Here is a 19,082-nt window from a genome sequence, read left to right as displayed (position 1 = left end):
AATCAGAGGATTGATAAGGGTAAACATAAATATGTACTTATGGCTAATCATCAACTACCCATCCCTTTCTTAGATCTTCGTAAAATCAACATATCTTATCAAGAAGAATTTAAAAATATATTTTCAGAATTCTTAGATTCAGGAGTATACCTTAAAGGTAGCTTTTTACAAAGGTTTGAAATAGAATATGCTAAGTATTGTGGTACCGGATATTGTGTTGGTACAGGAAATGGTCTTGATGCTTTAACTTTGATATTAAGAGCATATATAGAACTTGGTCGTTTAGAAGAAGGAGATGAGGTTATTGTAGCAGCAAACACATTTATAGCAACTATATTATCAATTAAACAAGCTGGTTTAGTTCCAGTTTTGGTAGAACCAGATGAAAAGACGTTTAACATTAATATACCTAATATCAAAACAAGCGTTTCTTCTAAAACAAAAGTAATTATCCCAACACATTTATACGGCCAGTTAGCACCAATACCTGAGATTAATTCGTTTGCTCAAGAAAAAGGATTCTTGGTGATTGCAGATGCAGCGCAGGCACATGGAGCAGAAGATAAAGGTGGCAATAAAGCAGGGAATCTTTGTGATGCAGCAGCTTTTAGTTTTTATCCGGCTAAAAATATGGGAGCACTGGGAGATGGAGGAGCTGTTACTACCAATGATAAAGACGTAGCTGATATGGTAAGAAGTTTAGGTAATTATGGAACTTCTACCAAGTATATTAATGATTTCATTGGAGTCAATTCTAGATTAGATGAAATACAGGCAGGTTTTTTACTGGCAAAGCTTAAGAATCTAGAGAAAGATAATATCAAACGTAGGCAAATAGCCGAAAGCTATCTTTCAGAAATAAATAACCATAAGATTCTATTACCATTTTGGAATAAAACAAATAATCATGTTTTTCATCTTTTTGTGGTTAGAGTAAAAGATAGAAAGCACTTTGTTAATTATCTTGAAAAATCAGGAATAGGTTATTTGATTCATTATCCGGTACCTCCTCATCGACAAAAAGCATTGATCGAATTTTCATATCTTTCGTTACCAATTACTGAAAGAATTCACGAAGAAGTAGTCAGTATCCCCTTGCATATTGGTTTAACAGAAGAAGAAATAAAACAAATTATTAAAATCCTTAATGCGTATTAAGTGAGTTCATACTTAGACAAATTAAAAAAGAACATATTAGTAAAAGTTAGTTCTTTTAATGCCATTGGGGTTGCGGTTAAACTTGTAACTGCTTTGGTAGGCTCCAAAGTTATAGCAGTACTTTTGGGAGCAGAAGGCATGGCGCTTATCGGTAACTTAAGAAATGTCTTAACCTCGATACAATCTGTAGGGACTTTAGGACTTTATAATGGAGTTGTTAAATACATTGCTGAGCATAAAAAAAATAAAGATGAGCTCATAGAGGTACTTTCTACAGCTTATTACAGCTGTTTTATTGTAATGACGTGCTTGGCAGGCTGGTTATACTTTAATCCAGATTTTTGGAACGACTTGGTTTTTGGAGAGAAATATGATTTTGATTATATTTTTGAAGCTATGGGCATTGCATTGCCGTTTTATGCGGTTAATATGTTATGTCTTGCAATAATTAATGGTTTTTCAAAATATAAAGTATATATACTCCTTAATATTGCTAGTAGTGTTTTAGGTTTATTAGTAACCTTATTTTTGATTTGGGAGTTTAGACTGGAAGGAGCATTTTTTGCCATTGTTTTAAACCCTGCAATTGCTCTTTTGATCACCATAATTGTGATAATGAACCAAAAGAATTTTGCCAAACTATTATTAGCAAATAGAATCTCTTTCAAATATCTTAAAAGATTTAGTTCTTATTCTATTATGGCTTTAATCTCAGCTACAGTTTTACCAGCTATATTGATTAAAATCAGAAACTTTATTATAGCTAGTCAAGGAGTGGATGAAGCAGGTTTTTGGGAAGCTATGCAGAGAATAAGCAATCAGTATATGATGTTTATTACCACTTTACTTACATTATATTTATTGCCAAAACTATCAGAAATAAAGAGAAGCAAACAATTTAAACTGGAGGTTTTAAACTTTTATAAAATCATTCTTCCAGTATTTGTTTTGGGGTTCTTATTAATTTACTTTTTAAGAGATTTTATCGTTAGGATTCTTCTGTCTGATGATTTTTTAAAAATGGAACCACTTTTTATCTGGCAGCTGTCTGGAGATGTTTTTAAAATTGCTTCATTAGTGATTGCATATCAGTTTTTGGCAAAACGAATGTTTTGGCATTATATCATTACAGAAATACTTTCATTAGGGTTTTTATATTTCTGTAGTATATTTTTGATTAAACAATATGGTTTTATTGGAGGTTCGATGGCTCATTTTTTTAATTATTTGTTTTATTTCATTTTATTGATTTTGATTTTTAGAAAATCATTTTTTGGACCAGATAGAAATATTTGATTGATATGCAGAAAGAAAGAAAGGTAAAAATCTGCTTAATGGTATATTCTCTAAGCTCAGGAGGAGCAGAAAGGTCTACAGCAATACTTTCTAGAATGTTAGTTGATAGCGGATATGAAGTAACTATCATTAGTATAGTAGATGAAATAATATTTGAATATAAAGGAAACCTTGTTAATCTGGGAAAATTAACCTTAGAAAAACGAGGTGTTTTTAAACGTTTGAAAAAATTTAGATACACCTATAACGTATTTAAAAAAGAAAATTTTGACTATGTAATTGATGCACGTACCAGACCAGGATGGTTAAAACAATGGATTACCACTATGTTTATCTATAGAGCATTACCCATAGTTTATATGGTACATAATTATAATTTGAAATCATATTTCCCTGATAATAGGTGGTTAGCGAGAAGTTTATATAAGAAAGCATATAAGCTAGCAGGTGTGTCAAAGGCTGCGGTAACTCATTTTAAGCAAAAATATGGTTTGAATAATGGTATCTGTATTTACAATGCTTTTGATGAAGGACATTGGAATACTTTATCACAAGCAAAAATTGAATTACCTGAGAGACCTTATATATTATCTTATGGAAGAATTGTAGATGAATCTAAGAATTATAGTTTTTTGATTCGAACGTATGCATCTTCAAAATTACCTTCTAAGGGAATAAAACTATGGATTCTAGGCGAAGGACCAGATAAGAAAAAAATTCAAAACTTAGTTAAAGAATATGATATAGAATCTTCGGTAGTTTTTAAAAATTTTTCAGAAAATCCATTTCCATATGTTCGTAACGCCTTGTTTACAACATTAACTAGCAATTATGAAGGATTTCCGATGGTTTTAATAGAATCTTTGGCAATGGGTACTCCAGTGGTTTCTGTAGATTGTAATTCGGGACCCTCAGAAGTGATAGTTACAGGAGAGAATGGTATCTTAGTGCCATATAAAAATGAAAATGAATTTATAAACTCCTTAAATAAAATGGTGACAGACGTAGGTTTTTATAAAAAATGTAAAGAAGGTTCTATATCGAGTGTATCAAAATTTAGAATTCAAAATATTACCCCACAATGGCAAGCAATACTTCCTCCAAAATAGTGAACCATCCTACAAAACTTTCTAGTTGTAAAATTATTGAAGTTCCTAAAATTCGTGATACAAGAGGCAATATTGCGGTTATTGAAAAAGATGTTGTTCCCTTTGAAACCAAAAGAGTATATTACTTATATGATGTTCCTAGTGATGCTAGTAGAGGAGGTCATGCACATAAAAATCTATATCAGTTTTTGATTGCCGTTAGCGGAAGTTTTGAAGTAGTTTTGAGAGATGGAGAAAACCAAGAAAGAATTACGCTTAATAAACCCGATAAAGGATTATTAATAGTTCCTGGGATATGGAGAGAATTGGATAACTTTTCTTCTGGATCAGTATGCGTGGTTCTTGCTTCTGATATATATAAAGAAGAAGATTATATCAGAAACTTTGAAGATTTTGAATTATTTAAAACTAGTTAACCTGATATTTGCTCCGTAGATTAATAATTCTTGAATCTTTTTAAGAATAACAATTATAAATTTTGGTGATCTTATTAAGAGTTTTTGCTTTTGATTAAGATGATTCTGGTCTAGCTCTGATAGTAGTTGCTTATATTCCTTAGTCTTTCCGTCTATTTTATATTGAAGAGCAATAGAAAAACGGTTTAAATCGATATACTTTTTTAAGTGCTTATCTTTTTTCTCAGCTTCGATAAATTTTAATGTAAATTTTCTGCGAGCATCAGAATTATTAGTTTTAGATAAACTGTTGTCAATGTATCTGTTATATATGGCAGTTACATTTTTATTAAATATAAATTTATATTCAAGCCCTAATCTAATCCATAAATCAGTATCCTGCCCAGAAGCTATTTGCTGATCAAAATTATATCCTTTTTTGAAAACAGAGTTATGAATACAGATTGTCGTAGAAGAGGCTATAGAATTAAATAAACTACTTTTAAAATAATTGTCAATAATAACAATGTTTCCTTTTGGTAAATAGCTAAAATGAGTAGGGATATTATTTTTTGATGTTACTTTAATCGAATAATTATTGCAAAAAATAAAATGATCAGGATATTGATCGATACTTTTTTTGAACTCCTCTAGATGATTAGGAAACCAATGATCATCGGCATCCAATAACGCAATATAATTTCCTTGAGCGGTATTAATACCTTTATTTCTGGCAACGGCCGCACCTTGATTAGTTTGATAGAAATACTTTATTCTTGGATCGGTAAATTGAGAAACAATATGTTCGCTATTATCGGTAGAACCGTCATTAATGATAATAATTTCATAGTCAATAAAACTTTGATTAATTACCGAATGCAGCGTGTTGGCAATATTATGTTCTTTATTAAAAAGTGGTATGACTACAGAAAAATAAGGCACTAATTTTTGGTTTTTAATAAACAAAAATAGCCTAAACGATAGAAATCATATAATAAAATTGAAGGATAAGAAGAATTTAAATTTATTAATAATATTTTTTTAAAGCTTGAAAAAATAAATGCAACGAGAGTATCGAGTTTTAATCTATTTAGATTATGATAGATTTTGGATACTTTATACCTGTTTTTATCAATCTTATTTGATGAAATTAAATACACCAAATTTTCTACGGCTTGCTCAGTCTTTTTCATAAATGCATAAGAATCATCTCCAGCATCATGAATTACAGGATTATTAATATACTTTATAGAAATTCCTTGTTTCAAAACTTCATCAAAAAATACAACATCTTCACAACCATATTTTTTAAGACTTTCATCAAATTGTACAGTTTCAAATATTTCTTTTCTGATCAAAAAATTAGAAGAACATATAATTGTAGCATTTTTAGAAGGATCTTGATTATTTATAGATTCTCTCTTTTGGGTATATAACCATCTTAATTTGTAAGGTTTTTTTGGTGTTTTGGATAAACAAGTCATACCACCAGTAACCACGGTATTGGACTTTTCTTTTAGATAATTGCTAATAAAATTTTTATGTTTAGGAAAAGTACCCGCATCTATAAATAATAACAATTCATAATTAGCCTCAGAAGCTAATAGGTTTCGGATAGCACTACGCCCAATATTATTTGGTAATTCTTTAAAAGTACAACCTTTAAGGTTTTTGATAGCTTTGTTTTTGGCATTGTACCGAGGATCAGAACCGTCATCATAAGCTAATATTTCAAAAATACGATCACTTGTAGTTACTTGTTTATGGATTTCGATAACCAGTGGAACGATATCATAATTATAAACAGGAATTAAAATTGATAACATCTATATGTTTTACTTAAAGTTTATAATTACTTTTAGAACAAATTTGCGATGGATCTATGAATTACCCCAATAGGACAGAAATAGCCGATCTTATATTAACAAGTCTCAAAGATAATGAAGATGCTTTAAAAAAACACTTTACAGCCTCACGTGATGCTATTGGTTTTTTTTATCTGGATAATGTTTTGCCAGACGAGCTAGCTAATAAGATATTCTCTTGCTTTCCGTCAAAAGAAGAAGTACATCTAAAAAAGAGTATTAGAGAATTTAAGTATGTAGCTGCCCAAATGGATAAGTATCATCCACTATTAGAGGAAGTAACATATGCTTTTCAAGATAAGAGAATAGTAGAGGTTATTTCTAATATATGTAACTATAACGATATACAGCCTGATAAAAATTTATATGCAGGAGGAATTTCTATGATGGGTAAAGACAATTATTTGAATCCACATTTAGATAATTCTCACGATAAAGACCGAAAATTATGGCGAGTACTTAATCTACTATATTATGTTACACCAGCGTGGGAAATTGATCATGGAGGTAACCTAGAATTATGGCCTAACGGAATAAAGGATAATCCAATAACCGTTGAATCCCGCTTTAATCGTTTAGCTGTAATGGCGACCCATAAAAAGTCCTGGCATTCTGTAAGTAAAGTAAGCGTAAGTAAGATTAGATGTTGTGTTTCTAATTACTATTTTTCAGAAAAACCTGTAGATTCAGCAAAAACTTTTCATGTCACCACATTTAGAGGAAGACCAGATCAACGCTTTAAAAATCGTATTCTTAAAATAGATTCTTCTCTAAGGATGGGATTAAGAAAATTATTCAAAAAAGGTGTAAAAGAGAATCCTCATGTGTATAAAAAGAAAGATAATGATTGAGTGTTATTACTCCTTTCTTTGAACTACTTCAAACACTTTATTGCCATCACATTTTAAAGTTTTAGATGGATATTTAAGTAGCAAAGCATAATCATGAGTTGCCATAAGAATGGTGTTTCCGTTTTTATTTATATCCTGCAATACCTCCATAACTTCTACAGAAGTTTGCGGATCAAGATTTCCTGTAGGTTCATCAGCAAGAATAAGCTCAGGATCATTTAATAGTGCTCTGGCAATAGCAATTCGTTGTTGTTCCCCTCCAGATAATTGATATGGGAATTTAAAATCTTTGGTTTTCATACCTACCTTATCCAAGACATCATCAATCTTACTTTCCATAGCCTTTTGATCCGTCCACCCAGTTGCTTTAAGAACAAATAAAAGATTATCTTTTACCGTGCGATCATTAAGTAATTTGAAATCTTGAAAAACAATACCTAATTTTCTTCTTAAAAAAGGGATTTGAGTCTCTTTAAGAGTTCTTAAATCAAAATCTACGATACTTCCATCTCCTTCCATTAACGGAATATCTCCGTATAAGGTTTTCATAAAGCTACTTTTTCCAGTACCTGTTTTACCAATAAGATATACAAAATCACCTTTGTTAACTTCAACATTTACATCTGATAGAATTAAACTTTCTCGTTGATAAATAGAAGCATTTTTTAATTGTAAAACGGTATTAGACATGTTTAGATTTCAGAATTAATTATAAGTGTAAAAATATAAAGTTTCTTTTAAAATTATTGAGTTTAAGAACTTATAAAAATATAACCTCTATTTTATTCGAATATTTTGGTTTGAGTTAGATAATTTATGGCTTTAATATGATATTTCTGAATTCACCATGTAATTAACATCAAAATCTTTCGTTATTAAAATGAAGATTAGGCTATCTTTAACACAAAATTTATTCACGGGATACGATATTTACTTTTAGAAAAATTGTGTAAGGTTTATCTTAGGCGCTCTGTAAGATTAAAATTATGGATGCTACCTATAGTGTAACCGTTAAAAGGAGTAATTAAATGAACAAGTACACCACCTTGATACTTTTTGTGATTAGCCTGTCTGCGAATCTATCCGCTCAGCAATCAGCAATATATACCAACGATTTAGTACTGTATAATCAGGCACTTGAACTTTATAACAATAAACAATTTCTGGCAGCTCAGAATTTATTTGATAAAGTCCGAGATGCAGTGGATGATGAAAATATAGATGCTGATTGTACCTATTATATTGCAAATTGTGCAGTTTGGTTAAACCAAAAAGGCGCAGATCAGCTTATGGAAGATTTTGTAGTACAGTATCCTACAAGTATTAAGCGTAACGCTGCCTACCTCGACGTGGCTAACTATTATTTTGATAATGGTAAATATGCTTATGCACGTAAATGGTATGAAAAAGTGGATGAGGGTAATATGGGGCGTTCTGAAAAAGAAAAATTTAACTTTAATAACGGATACGCGTATTTCAAAATTCAACGCTTTAATGAAGCAAAAAAATTCTTAAATAAAGTACAGGAGTCTGATAAATACGGAGCTAAAGCCAAATATTACCTTGGTTTTATTGCCTATGAAGGAGATAATTATCAAGAAGCTACTAAGTTGTTTGATGAAGTAAAAGATTTGGATCAATACAATAAGAATCTGTCATATTTTCAAAGTGACATGAATTTTAAGGCAGGTAAATTTCAAGAAGCTATTGATGAAGGATTAGGACAATTATCAAGGTCAAAACCTTCTGAGAAATCCGAATTGAATAAAATTATTGGTGAGAGTTATTTTAATCTTGGGCAATATGAAAAAGCGATCCCTTATCTTAAAGGGTATAGAGGTAGAAAAGGAAAATGGAACAATACCGATTATTATCAGTTAGGATACGCGTTCTATAAAGGAGGTGATTATACCAATGCTATTTCTGAATTTAATAAAATAGTTGACGGGAGAAATGCTACAGCTCAAAACGCTTATTATCATCTTGCAGAATCTTATTTAAATACAGATCAGAAGCAGCAAGCACTAAATGCTTTTAAGAATGCTTCAGAAATGGATTTTGAACCCAAAATCAAAGAGGATGCCTTATACAATTATGCAAAATTGAGTTATGAGATCGGGAATTCTTATGAAACAGCTCCCAAAGTTTTATTGTCTTATCTCGACAAATACCCTAATTCAGAATATAGAGAGGAAATCAGAGAATTGTTGATCAGTTCTTACATTACATCCAAGAATTATAAAGAGGCGATGGACTTGTTAGAGAGTAGCCGTAATTTTCAGGATAAGGTGGTATATCAGAAAGTAGCTTTTTATCGTGGTATCGAATTGTATAATGAAAATAACTATCCAGAAGCTATTCAGTATTTTGATAAATCTCTTAATGAGCAACGAGATCCTATTTTTACAGCTAGGGCAATCTATTGGAAAGCAGAAAGTGATTATCTGCAAAATAATTATGATGACGCCTTAATTGGGTTTAAACAATTTAAAGGAAGTTCTGATGCTGCTAACACAGTAGAATATGAAAAGATCGATTACCATATCGGTTATACTTATTTTAAATTAAAACAATACACTCAGGCAGCAGATTTTTTTGGGACGTTTTCTAAGAAAAGAGGAGTTGATGAGGTTAGTTTAACAGATGCTTATCTTAGATTAGGAGATAGCTATTTTATTTCAAGGAATTATTGGCCGGCGATGGAATCCTATAATAAAGCAATCAAAAATGGAGGCCCGGATTCTGATTATGCTCATTACCAAAAGGCAATAAGTTATGGGTTTGTGAATAAGAATAATAAAAAAATCAATGATTTAGAACTGTTTATTAAGCAGTATACTCATTCTACTTATAGAGATGATGCAATGTTTGCATTGGGAGACACCTATATAGCACAAGATAAAATTAGAAGCGGAATTAGTGCTTATGATCGTTTGATCAAAGAAATACCAAGAAGTTCTTATGTCCCTAAGGCGTTGCTAAAACAAGGACTTATATATTATAACGGAGATGAAGGAAATAGAGCTTTATCCAAATTTAAAAAAGTAGTTGCAGATTATCCAGGAACCGAAGAAGCAGTACAAGCAGTGAATACAGCTAGATTAATATATGTAGATCTCGGAAGAACAGATGAATATGCTAATTGGGTAAAAGGATTAAGTTTTGTAGATGTTAGTGATGCAGATCTGGATAATACTTCTTATGAAGCCGCAGAAAAACAGTTTTTAGAGAATAACGATAGTGGAGCTATTAGTGGATTTGAGAAATATTTAAGTGAATTCCCTAACGGAATTCATGCATTAAAAAGTCACTTTCAATTAGCACAGTTATACTTTAAAAAAGGAAATAGAGATGCTTCAATTCCGCATTACGAATATGTTTTACAACAAGATCGTACAGAGTTTACAGAGCAAGCCTTAGCTAGATTATCTCAAGTGCATTTGGAGAATAGAGCTTATGAAAAAGCAATTCCTGTATTAGAACGATTAGAAAAAGATGCCGATTTTCCGCAAAATATCATTTTTGCACAATCTAACTTAATGAAGTCTTTTTATCAATTGATCAACTATCAGAAAACCATTGATTATGCAGAAAAAGTATTGGCGAATCCCAAAATACAAAATGATGTAAAAAGTGATGCTCAGATATTTATAGCCAGAGCTGCTTTACAAACTGCAGATGAGGTAAGAGCAAAAAAAGCATATGCAGAAGTTCAGAAAATAGCAACAGGAGAACTCGCTGCAGAAGCATTGTATTATAATGCTTATTTCAAACACAGGTCAAGTGATTATAAAGCATCTAATCAAACCATACAAAAATTAGCCAAAGATTATTCAGGATATAAATTATATGGAGCAAAAGGATTAGTCTTAATGGCTAAGAATTTTTATGGGTTGAAAGATGCCTATCAAGCTACCTATATTTTAGAAAGTGTGATCAAAAACTTTTCAGATTATCCAGATGTAATTGATGAAGCGAGAGCTGAACTCAAAAAAATAAAAGCCGAAGAAGCAAAAACTAATTCATCCATCCAAACCGAACAGTAATAATCCAGTTAGTAAACGATTTGTATTGTATGTCCATAAAATTTCAAAAAATGATAAGCAGGCCTCATGCACTAGTAAAGCCTGAAAAGATACTTTTTTTATGTTTGTCTATAATGAGCTTTGGAGCCATGGTAGCGCAAGAAAAAGAAGAAGAAACTATAGAGACAGAACGCGTAGTTATTGTCAAAGCATATACACCAACTATTAGTGATGCATTTAAAATAAAATCTACCCCTATTTTAAATGATTCTGTCACACAACAGAAAAAAGAAATAAGATATAGCATTTTCTCAGTTCCAGTAGCATCTACATTTACCCCTGCAAAAGGACGGGCAGCAAGTATAGATAAACCAAAACGAGTACCTATTTATGATAATTATGCTACCTTAGGATTTGGTAATTTTACGTCAGTTCTTGCAGAGTTTTACAGTAATTTTCAGCTTAGTCGTTCTGATAATATGGGATTGTATCTGCATCATAATTCTTCTCAAGGAGGTATTGAAGATGTACAATTGGAAGATAAATTTTATAATACTTTTTTAGATCTTAATTATACGTCTCGCACTAGAGATTATACATATGGAATCGAAGTAGGAGTTGAACATCAATTATATAACTGGTATGGTTTACCAGAGTTACCTGTTTTGACACCAGATCAGATTAATGCAATCGATCCTCAGCAGAGTTATTTTGGAGCAAAAATAGGAGGGAAACTACAATTCGATGATCTTCATTTTAGAAGAGCAACACTTAATTATCGGTTTTTTGCCGATGAACTAAGCTCTGTAGAACATCATGTAGTAGCGCAACCTACTTTTGAATTCGAAATTGGTGATGAACTGATCACTACTAATTTTATTGTAGATTATTTAAACGGAAGTTTTGAGCGTGATCTGGATTTGGTTTTACAAACACCTAATGAGTATAGCATATTAAATCTTGGAGTTAATCCCAGCCTGGTAATCTTAAGAGATAATTTGACCATTAACTTGGGAGCAGCTGTGTTTTATAGTATAGATACCAAAAATAATGACAATGATTTCTTTATTTACCCAAAAGTAACAGCTTCTTATAGACTTATAGATGAAACCGTAATTGCTTATGGTGGTTTAGAAGGAGGATTAAAACAAAATACTTATAGAGATGCAGTACAAAATAATCCATATGTTTCTCCAACTCTGATTTTGACAACTACGAATAATCAATATGATGCGTTTGTAGGTTTAAAAGGAAAGGTATCAGATGTGGTAAGTTATAACTTTAGAGCTAGTTATAGTTCTGAGGATGATAAACCATTATTTGTAAACAATAGAATACCTACACTTCAATTAGAAGGTTTTGATTTTGGAAATTCATTTTCATACCGATATGATGATATTACTACAGTTACTGGATATGGCGAATTGAATTTTAATATCAATAAGAAATTCAAATTGGGAGTTACAGGAGAATATTTTAGTTATTCATTAGATGATGAGCAAGAAGCCTGGAATTTACCAGAACTTAAAGCATCTGCCATTGTGGATTATCAAATTACAGATCAATGGTTTGCCGGAGCACAATTATTTTATGTTGGTGAACGTAAGGACATTAATACAGCAATCCCATTATCACTTCCTAATCCAGAAGCTACTATAACTCTGGATTCATATTTTGATGCTAATGTAAATCTAGGATATAGATTTAATGAACAGTTATCTGTTTTTGTAAAAGGAAATAATTTGGCTGGAGAGAATTACCAACGTTGGGCTAATTTTCCGGTTCAGGGGATTCAATTCTTAGGAGGAGTAACCTATAAATTCAATTATTAAAATATCAAAACCGGCTTAAACTCAGGTTAAAGTAATATGCCAGGTATAATTTTTGATGTAAATTGAATAAAATTTTGGTTATGAAGAAGATTACGATTCTTTTTTTATGCTTTTATTCAATTGCTATATTCTCACAAGATAATTTCAAAATATATTATGAGCATACAGATACAGGTTTTGTTATTCTAGCCGATAATGATGAGTTTTGCCCTGTTTCTGCGGAAATTAACTTCAATTTAGAAAACCTGGAATCTTCTAAAGGAAATAATAAAATATTCGTTATTCCTGCTCAAAAGAAGAAGCATATAATCACCAATCTTACGGTAGTAGATCGAAAAAAAAGAATGAAACTAGGATTTAATACTTCCTATAATTTTGGAGATCATACCCTAAATAAGTACGAGGATGATTTTGGATATTACCTTCCTTTTGAGAAAGGTAAAACCTATTGGTTGTCACAAGGATACGATGGAGCCACTTCTCATAAGGGTGAAAATGCTTTAGATTTTAAAATGCCAATGAGTTCTAAAATTTATACGGCAAGAGATGGAGTCGTAATTGATGTAGAAGATAGTTATAGTAGAAGCTGTACAGATGCAGAATGTGCCAAGTTTAATAACTTTATTGTCGTATACCATTCAGACGGGACTTTTGCAGAATACACACATATCAAACAAGAAGGAGCTAAGGTAAAGATAGGTGATCAAGTAAAAATTGGGCAATTTATTGGATATAGTGGCAATGTAGGATGGGCGACAGGTCCACATTTACACTTTATTGTGTTTTTTCAAAGAATCAAAGATAGAGAGACATTAAAAACTAAATTTTTGGTGGATAAAGGAAATAAAGCTATGGAACTTATTGAGAAGGAACAATACACTAGAATGTATTAAAAATAGAAACTTAACCTCAAATATATAATTAGTGCATTAACTTAATTAGAATTCCTAGAATACCAATTACCAGACATAAAGGCGAAAAAAATAGTGTGTCTAATTTTCCAAACTTTGTTTGTCTTACACGTTTAAAAAAACCAACATATTTAAATTCTCCAATAGCTCTTAAGATAAAAATAGCAGGTATTATCCAACTACCATAGTTAAGTATGATAGAAGGAAGATCATAATCAATGATACCAGATTTTGATAAATAAAAGAGTCCAAACACCATGAGCCCTAATCCTACAACAGCACTATCTAATTTTTTAGGGTTTAATACACGTTCGCCATTTTCTTTTGTAGGTAATGAGGCTTCAAATCCAAATTTTCCGCCAAAAACCCAACTTAAATGTATAAGACCTAATACAAAAAATAACAAGCTTAATAAAATAGGTAAAATCATAATTAACTTTTTATCGATCAAAGTTTTATTGTTTGATTAATTCAAAATCTAATTTTTTACCTTCAATCCCATTGATAATTAGAGATACTTGGTGTTTTCCTGGATAAAGTTTTCTGGTGGTAATTATTTTGAATGATTGTTTTCTTTTAATAACGGTAGTTGAATTAGCACTATAATCCTTTTCACTTATTTTAAATACTTTTTTTGACAACGTACCATTAGCTTTTTGATAATACAAGCCATATTCTAGCCTTATTTTGGTTTTTACAGCACTTATATTACTAATTTTAAATTTAAATTCTACGAATTCTCCTATCTGTATATTGGGTGTTAATATTTGAAAAGAATGTACTTTAATCCTGTCAATAGAACCAAAGCCAAACAATTGCATAATTTCTTGATTACCTTCTTTTAAAAGTGTTCTACTTGCATGTTTTACTAGTTTGTTAATTTCTTTATTAGAACCGTTCCATTTTTTGACTATATCGATAACTACTTCTGGATTGTCCTTGGAAATATCATTTAGATTATTGGCTACACTTCTTCGTACATATTCTGACGTGTCATTTTTTAGGTTCTTTAATATGGGTATTATTTTTTGAGGATCTTTTTTAAAAGAAGGAATAGCCATTGCCCAAGGTAATCTCGGTCGAGACCCTTCTGATGCTAATCTACGTACATGAAGATTTTTATGAGTACTCCATAATTCTAATTGAGCTAACATCTTTTCTTCATATTTTATAATAAAGGGTCTGACAGCAAACTCACAGCTCGTAAATTTTGTTATTTCTTCAATAGCAGGAATAGAAGTATCAAAGTAATCTAAACCATATAACTCGATAAAATCGGGAAAGAACATAAACTCAAGACTGCTTTCTGTTATTTTGTTTTCTTTTAATTCTTCTATCAGAGTTAAGATAGTCTTTACATTTTGACTATAGTTTGAGGGCAAATGATTTTTTAAAGTAATGGATATATGTCGCATTCTTTGTTTAAGCTCCCTATTTTTCCATTCACCATCATGAATAGTATTAATAAAAGAAGAGGAGTTAAAGTCTGGAATTACCTTTTTAATAACCTCCGTAAATTGTTTAAAAAAATGATCGTTGTATATGTTCTTAAGTAATTCTGCCATGAGTTAATAATTATTATATGACAAAAGTAAAAGAGGGTGGTGACAACCCTATGTCAATAGTTTTATGAGAATTCTATATTTTTATATAACGAGCTACGGATTATAGTCTTTAATCCTCGAATACGGCAATTGCTCTTACAGGAGAACCAGTTCCTCCTCTTATTTTTAATGGTAATCCTATAAACCGAAATCGCCCTCTTCCAATCAAAAGATGCAAGTTGATCATATTTTCATAATGTGTGAAATTTAATTCTCCACATATTTTATGTACTTCTTTATTAGAAACTCCGGGAACTCCTGGAGACATGGTTTCAACGCCAAAAGCTGATATTTCTTTTTGCCCTAACCAGCGAGTGGCTTCAGCAGTTATTCCTGGTCCATTACCCCAATTTTCGGTAGTGAAATATTTCCTGTAATGATTAGTATATAATAGTATAGTATCTCCTTTTTTTATTTTAAGATTAGCCTTATTACATGCTTGTTTAATTTCTGTACTAGTAATAAGTTCTTTCAGGCTTTTATACGAAAAATCAAGACAAATTCCTTCTGTATAAAACATAGAAAGTGGCATTATATCAATTGATTGTTCTTTATACTCTTTTGCCATATGATTTATAGCATCTACATGAGTACCTGTGTGTTCTCCCATTTCTATTTTGTATACACTGGGTGTTGAGGTAATAGGATTTTCAACCCCATCCCATTCTTCATGAGTGTTATGAATACTCATCTTAACTTGCGGGAGACTTTTATATACGGGCATCCCTTCATAGATCTCCTGGCTTAAATCAATTATTTCACTCATTAAATTATATGTGGTGTTAACTATCTTATAAAAAATTAATTCTCGTCACTCCAGGCAACAGAGGTAATTTTCCATGTATTGTCAACTTTAATAAACTGAATTGTTTTTACACCTTTGGATTCAAAATCTACACCATTTAGTTTCCCCGATTTTTTATATAGACTAAATCGATGTGCTATATTTTGAAATATCTCAGTGGTATGCGAAATTTCACTTTCTTTAAAATCTATAAGTGTTCCATCATTTAAGATTTTTTCTCTAGGAGTAATAAATTCTTCTAAATTATATATTTCAGGATTTCCTTCAGTGTTTTTTATAATCATCCCGTTAGAAATGAATAGGTCTTTTATATTCTTTAAGTTGGGAGCTGCACCATTAGCATTGGTGAAGAGGTCAAAAAAACTGGTTGATAGAAGATCAATTTCTTCTTTATCTTTTTTATTAGACGGAGGAGAGAAGAGAAGTACACTATCGTCTTCTGATAATTTCACAGTTTTTTCAAATTGAAGCCCAATTTTATTAACAAGTTTTATCGAAGCTGTATTGTTAACATCAGTAATAGCTACAATTTTATTGAGATTAAGATGATGTTTTGCATAATTCATTGTTGCATTTGCTATTTCAAACCCATAACCTGCACCTATATATTCTGGAAGCATTGCAAATCCTATATCGATATCTTCCAAAGTATCTCTATTGACTAATCCACACATCCCGATAGGAGTATTAGTTTGTTTTAATAGTACCAGCCAAAGACCATAACCATTGATCTCATAACTTTTTATAAGGTTATTTTTTATGTAATTAATAGCATCTTCTTGAGTTCTAATACCTTTATCACCAATAAACTCAATCCATTTAGGAGAGTTTACAAGTTCAAAAACAAAATCTACATCATTTATAGTAAATTCTTGAAGTAAAAGTCGTTCTGTTTCTAAAATTTTTTTCTGCATTTTTTTCTGATTAAAACAAAAGTTTAGAATTGATTCTTTTTTTGAAAATATTAAAGCTTAATAAATTTATTCTTTTCGTTTTCTATATTTATCATACATCTTCTGAGCTATAGCCAAAGGATCCGGGTAAGGATCCATCTTTGATACTCCTTCTGTCATGATCCATTTTTCTTCCCAATCTCTCATATGTTGTTTTTTGTTATCAGAAGTATCTTTGTGATAATTAACCCAACGAGGCACATAATAATCTCTGATCAAACCAGTCCATACTCTTCCAGAATAGTCATTTACAGGATCTCCTCCCCAGGTTGTGATAAGTCTTTTAGCATTAGATTCATAATACTTTTTTTCTTCTTGAGTATCTCCCCATTTTCTAGCAAAATCTACCCATTTTTGTAAGTTATGGTTAGGATGAGAAGCCAATAGTCTATCCATAACTAAAAGTGTTTCCATAATTTCATCCAGCCTATTTGTATCATTCTTTTCTTTGGATTCGAGAAAAGATAAAAGTTGTTGATCCACCTCTAAACCTAAATACTGAACAACCATTTCGATAGCATCAGCAGTATACAGTTTACTTTCTTTTAATTCTGGTGCAGAGCTTAAAAATGCTCCTACCGCTTCTTTAAAAGTTTCGGAGGTATGAACCGTAGCATGATCTTCTACACCTTCTGGTTTAGGGTAAGGTCTAAATTGATAACGATGCATAGGGTGATCTGTAAATGATCCAAAAGCAGACTGATTTAAGAGATCAAAGGCTTTCTTCATATTTTTAGGAAAAGTACCATAGCGTTGGATAGAATAGTTTTGAATCCATTGATGAATATCTATTTTTTCTGTTTCCCAGGCGACATCAGATAGTAATTCATAAATGATTTCATTGTTTTCTATTCCTTCTGGTGCAAAGCCAAAACCAACCAGATTCCTTTTGTTTTTATAATGTAAAGCATCAAAAGAGATACTTGCATAAACATCTAATTTTCCGTTTAACGGAACTTTGCCACCCATATTGGGGATAAAAGAATAAATCCATTTTTTCCCAAAGAATCCATCATACATTTTCCAGGATGGTTGTATTTTCCAAAATACGTGGTTGTATTCATTGGCCAAATCGAGAATTAATAATTTATCATCAGGAACTTTTGAAACTAATGAATTAAGTCGCTCAGGAGTCCAGAATCGTTTACCATCTTTTCCTCTATGGTAAGGAAAAGTCCACCCTTGCATTACCCAGGTTGCTTCTGGATTTGCATCTTTGATGGATTGATATACCGAAGCGCCATATCCTGCTAATTCGATTAAAGCTTCCTCATGGTTTTCTGAAAGGGGAGCATCCATTTCATTAAAACTATCTGCTAAGTAATATTCTCCTTTCCCAAATTCTTTTTCCCATTCCTGGATATATAAAGTTCCAATATCAGTAAATAACTTACTATTTGGGGATAAAATAAATCCATTGTTTTTTTGTGGTAATCCTCCGCCCCATCCTAATTCTCTAACATTAGCATTGGGATATACTCTTGTAATCCCTTTAGGAACAAAACCAGCAAATGCATGAATGATAGGTTTGATTTCGAGTAATTCCATTCTATCTAACAATTGATGAGTGAGTGTTATTTGTTTTTGAAAGTAAGAAGGTGGTATTGGACCATCCCATCCATTTAAGTTCCCCATTCTATTCCAAGGAAAATGAGCTGGGCCTGAAAAATACTCATTAATCTCTTCTTCGGTTAGTCCTAATTTTTCAAATACACGATATAAAATGGCTTCGTGCGCTCCACCAATCAATGGCATATTGATCCCGTGTATGGCCATCCAATCGATTTCTTTTTCCCATCGTTCCCAATCCCAATAGGCAGTTGTGTATCCGTGAGTGACTACATTAAAATAATATCTAAATTGATATGGTGTTTTTACTTTTTTATCAACTGCAGGAAGCTCTTCAGGAACGATAATGTTAGAGCCAGACCAGCTTATGATACTGTTACAGTGACTTTTTAAATAATCATAAGTTCCTCTGCACAATGCAACCGGAGTATTTGCGGTTATCTTAATTTTATTATCTACTTTTTTTATCTCATAATGATCTAATGGTTCATCATCTGGATTCAAAGAAAATTCAAAGTTTTTCAGATTTTCTGCACCAATATTTCTTTGTAATACTTCAATGGCTTTTTGTTTGCTATTATTTTGATTATCAGTTTTTTTTGGAGAGTTACACGATAATAGGAGGAAGGCTGGTAAGAAAAATAAAAACTTCATGTATGTTTCAGTTTTAATATAACATACTGATGAGAGTATGTATGGTTTAGGTTTT

16 protein-coding genes are annotated in these 19,082 nt (G+C 31.4%); 8 read left to right on the top strand and 8 right to left on the bottom strand.

Annotation, left to right across the window (positions count from 1 at the left end):
* Positions 1 to 39: 39 nt before the first annotated feature.
* From U0D62_RS23260 to U0D62_RS23245, 4 genes are read left to right on the top strand one after another with little or no spacing between them, the layout of a single operon-like run.
* On the top strand, positions 40 to 1,158 hold the full coding sequence (locus tag U0D62_RS23260; protein WP_322289757.1) for a DegT/DnrJ/EryC1/StrS family aminotransferase: 1,119 nt from the start codon (positions 40 to 42) through the stop codon (positions 1,156 to 1,158).
* Positions 1,159 to 2,454 (top strand): O-antigen translocase, encoded by a 1,296-nt coding sequence (locus U0D62_RS23255; protein WP_322289756.1) that lies wholly within the window; start codon positions 1,159 to 1,161, stop codon positions 2,452 to 2,454.
* A gap of 38 nt (positions 2,455 to 2,492) precedes the next feature.
* Positions 2,493 to 3,563, top strand: coding sequence for a glycosyltransferase (locus tag U0D62_RS23250; RefSeq protein ID WP_322289755.1), 1,071 nt, complete (start codon positions 2,493 to 2,495; stop codon positions 3,561 to 3,563).
* Entirely contained in the window at positions 3,536 to 3,979 is a 444-nt protein-coding gene (locus tag U0D62_RS23245; RefSeq protein ID WP_322289754.1) for a sugar 3,4-ketoisomerase, read from the top strand. Before U0D62_RS23250 ends, U0D62_RS23245 begins: the two co-directional genes overlap by 28 nt.
* On the opposite strand, the gene U0D62_RS23240 is transcribed toward U0D62_RS23245, so the two are convergent.
* Positions 3,962 to 4,900, bottom strand: a complete 939-nt coding sequence (locus U0D62_RS23240) for a glycosyltransferase (RefSeq protein WP_322289753.1) — start codon at positions 4,898 to 4,900, stop codon at positions 3,962 to 3,964. The two genes, U0D62_RS23245 and U0D62_RS23240, sit on opposite strands and share 18 nt — an antisense overlap.
* Positions 4,900 to 5,784 carry a glycosyltransferase family 2 protein gene (locus U0D62_RS23235; RefSeq protein WP_322289752.1) on the bottom strand — a complete coding sequence of 295 codons (885 nt, stop codon included), beginning with the start codon at positions 5,782 to 5,784 and terminating at the stop codon, positions 4,900 to 4,902. The genes U0D62_RS23240 and U0D62_RS23235 overlap by 1 nt, the downstream gene beginning before the upstream one ends.
* A 56-nt stretch (positions 5,785 to 5,840) precedes the next feature.
* Between U0D62_RS23235 and U0D62_RS23230 the strand changes: the two genes are divergently transcribed.
* A complete protein-coding gene (locus U0D62_RS23230) occupies positions 5,841 to 6,674 on the top strand; it encodes a 2OG-Fe(II) oxygenase (RefSeq protein ID WP_322289751.1) in 834 nt (277 codons plus the stop codon).
* Positions 6,675 to 6,680: 6 nt separating this feature from the next.
* Here U0D62_RS23230 and U0D62_RS23225 read toward each other — a convergent pair whose 3' ends face one another.
* Entirely contained in the window at positions 6,681 to 7,364 is a 684-nt protein-coding gene (locus tag U0D62_RS23225; RefSeq protein WP_322289750.1) for a cell division ATP-binding protein FtsE, read from the bottom strand.
* A 338-nt stretch (positions 7,365 to 7,702) separates the two neighbouring features.
* On the opposite strand from U0D62_RS23225, the gene U0D62_RS23220 reads away from it, so the two are divergent.
* From U0D62_RS23220 to U0D62_RS23210, 3 genes are all read left to right on the top strand, one after another.
* Positions 7,703 to 10,720, top strand: coding sequence for a tetratricopeptide repeat protein (locus U0D62_RS23220; RefSeq protein WP_322289749.1), 3,018 nt, complete (start codon positions 7,703 to 7,705; stop codon positions 10,718 to 10,720).
* Between the two features lie 29 nt (positions 10,721 to 10,749).
* A complete protein-coding gene (locus U0D62_RS23215; protein WP_322289748.1) occupies positions 10,750 to 12,531 on the top strand; it encodes a TonB-dependent receptor in 1,782 nt (593 codons plus the stop codon).
* Between the two features lie 80 nt (positions 12,532 to 12,611).
* Positions 12,612 to 13,424 carry a M23 family metallopeptidase gene (locus U0D62_RS23210; protein WP_322289747.1) on the top strand — a complete coding sequence of 271 codons (813 nt, stop codon included), beginning with the start codon at positions 12,612 to 12,614 and terminating at the stop codon, positions 13,422 to 13,424.
* A gap of 28 nt (positions 13,425 to 13,452) precedes the next feature.
* Here the strand turns inward: U0D62_RS23210 and U0D62_RS23205 are convergent, their stop codons facing one another.
* The 5 genes from U0D62_RS23205 to U0D62_RS23185 form a co-directional block, all read right to left on the bottom strand.
* Positions 13,453 to 13,872, bottom strand: a complete 420-nt coding sequence (locus tag U0D62_RS23205) for a DUF3995 domain-containing protein (protein ID WP_322289746.1) — start codon at positions 13,870 to 13,872, stop codon at positions 13,453 to 13,455.
* Positions 13,873 to 13,897: 25 nt separating this feature from the next.
* Complete coding sequence (locus U0D62_RS23200) at positions 13,898 to 15,007, bottom strand: DNA alkylation repair protein (RefSeq protein ID WP_322289745.1); 1,110 nt, start codon at positions 15,005 to 15,007, stop codon at positions 13,898 to 13,900.
* A gap of 109 nt (positions 15,008 to 15,116) precedes the next feature.
* Complete coding sequence (locus U0D62_RS23195) at positions 15,117 to 15,812, bottom strand: cyclase family protein (protein WP_322289744.1); 696 nt, start codon at positions 15,810 to 15,812, stop codon at positions 15,117 to 15,119.
* Between the two features lie 35 nt (positions 15,813 to 15,847).
* Entirely contained in the window at positions 15,848 to 16,765 is a 918-nt protein-coding gene (locus U0D62_RS23190; protein WP_322289743.1) for a GNAT family N-acetyltransferase, read from the bottom strand.
* Positions 16,766 to 16,831: 66 nt separating this feature from the next.
* Positions 16,832 to 19,027, bottom strand: coding sequence for an alpha-N-acetylglucosaminidase (locus U0D62_RS23185; RefSeq protein ID WP_322289742.1), 2,196 nt, complete (start codon positions 19,025 to 19,027; stop codon positions 16,832 to 16,834).
* Between the last annotated feature and the right edge of the window lie 55 nt (positions 19,028 to 19,082).

This window comes from Aquimarina callyspongiae, assembly GCF_034322225.1.
In the GTDB taxonomy this organism is placed as follows: Bacteria; Bacteroidota; Bacteroidia; order Flavobacteriales; family Flavobacteriaceae; genus Aquimarina.
The sequence above is the reverse complement of the archived record's forward strand: the minus strand, read 5'-3'. Positions and strand labels throughout refer to the sequence as shown.

Bases quoted from the DNA above. Each gene is read 5' to 3' on its own strand.
- U0D62_RS23210 (WP_322289747.1), top strand. From the start codon at position 12,612: ATGAAGAAGATTACGATTCTTTTTTTATGCTTTTATTCAATTGCTATA.
- U0D62_RS23250 (WP_322289755.1), top strand. From the start codon at position 2,493: ATGGTATATTCTCTAAGCTCAGGAGGAGCAGAAAGGTCTACAGCAATA.
- U0D62_RS23230 (WP_322289751.1), top strand. From the start codon at position 5,841: ATGAATTACCCCAATAGGACAGAAATAGCCGATCTTATATTAACAAGT.
- U0D62_RS23225 (WP_322289750.1), bottom strand. From the start codon at position 7,364: ATGTCTAATACCGTTTTACAATTAAAAAATGCTTCTATTTATCAACGA.
- U0D62_RS23220 (WP_322289749.1), top strand. From the start codon at position 7,703: ATGAACAAGTACACCACCTTGATACTTTTTGTGATTAGCCTGTCTGCG.
- U0D62_RS23215 (WP_322289748.1), top strand. From the start codon at position 10,750: ATGTCCATAAAATTTCAAAAAATGATAAGCAGGCCTCATGCACTAGTA.
- U0D62_RS23205 (WP_322289746.1), bottom strand. From the start codon at position 13,872: ATGATTTTACCTATTTTATTAAGCTTGTTATTTTTTGTATTAGGTCTT.
- U0D62_RS23260 (WP_322289757.1), top strand. From the start codon at position 40: ATGGCTAATCATCAACTACCCATCCCTTTCTTAGATCTTCGTAAAATC.
- U0D62_RS23235 (WP_322289752.1), bottom strand. From the start codon at position 5,784: ATGTTATCAATTTTAATTCCTGTTTATAATTATGATATCGTTCCACTG.
- U0D62_RS23200 (WP_322289745.1), bottom strand. From the start codon at position 15,007: ATGGCAGAATTACTTAAGAACATATACAACGATCATTTTTTTAAACAA.
- U0D62_RS23195 (WP_322289744.1), bottom strand. From the start codon at position 15,812: ATGAGTGAAATAATTGATTTAAGCCAGGAGATCTATGAAGGGATGCCC.
- U0D62_RS23185 (WP_322289742.1), bottom strand. From the start codon at position 19,027: ATGAAGTTTTTATTTTTCTTACCAGCCTTCCTCCTATTATCGTGTAAC.
- U0D62_RS23245 (WP_322289754.1), top strand. From the start codon at position 3,536: ATGGCAAGCAATACTTCCTCCAAAATAGTGAACCATCCTACAAAACTT.
- U0D62_RS23190 (WP_322289743.1), bottom strand. From the start codon at position 16,765: ATGCAGAAAAAAATTTTAGAAACAGAACGACTTTTACTTCAAGAATTT.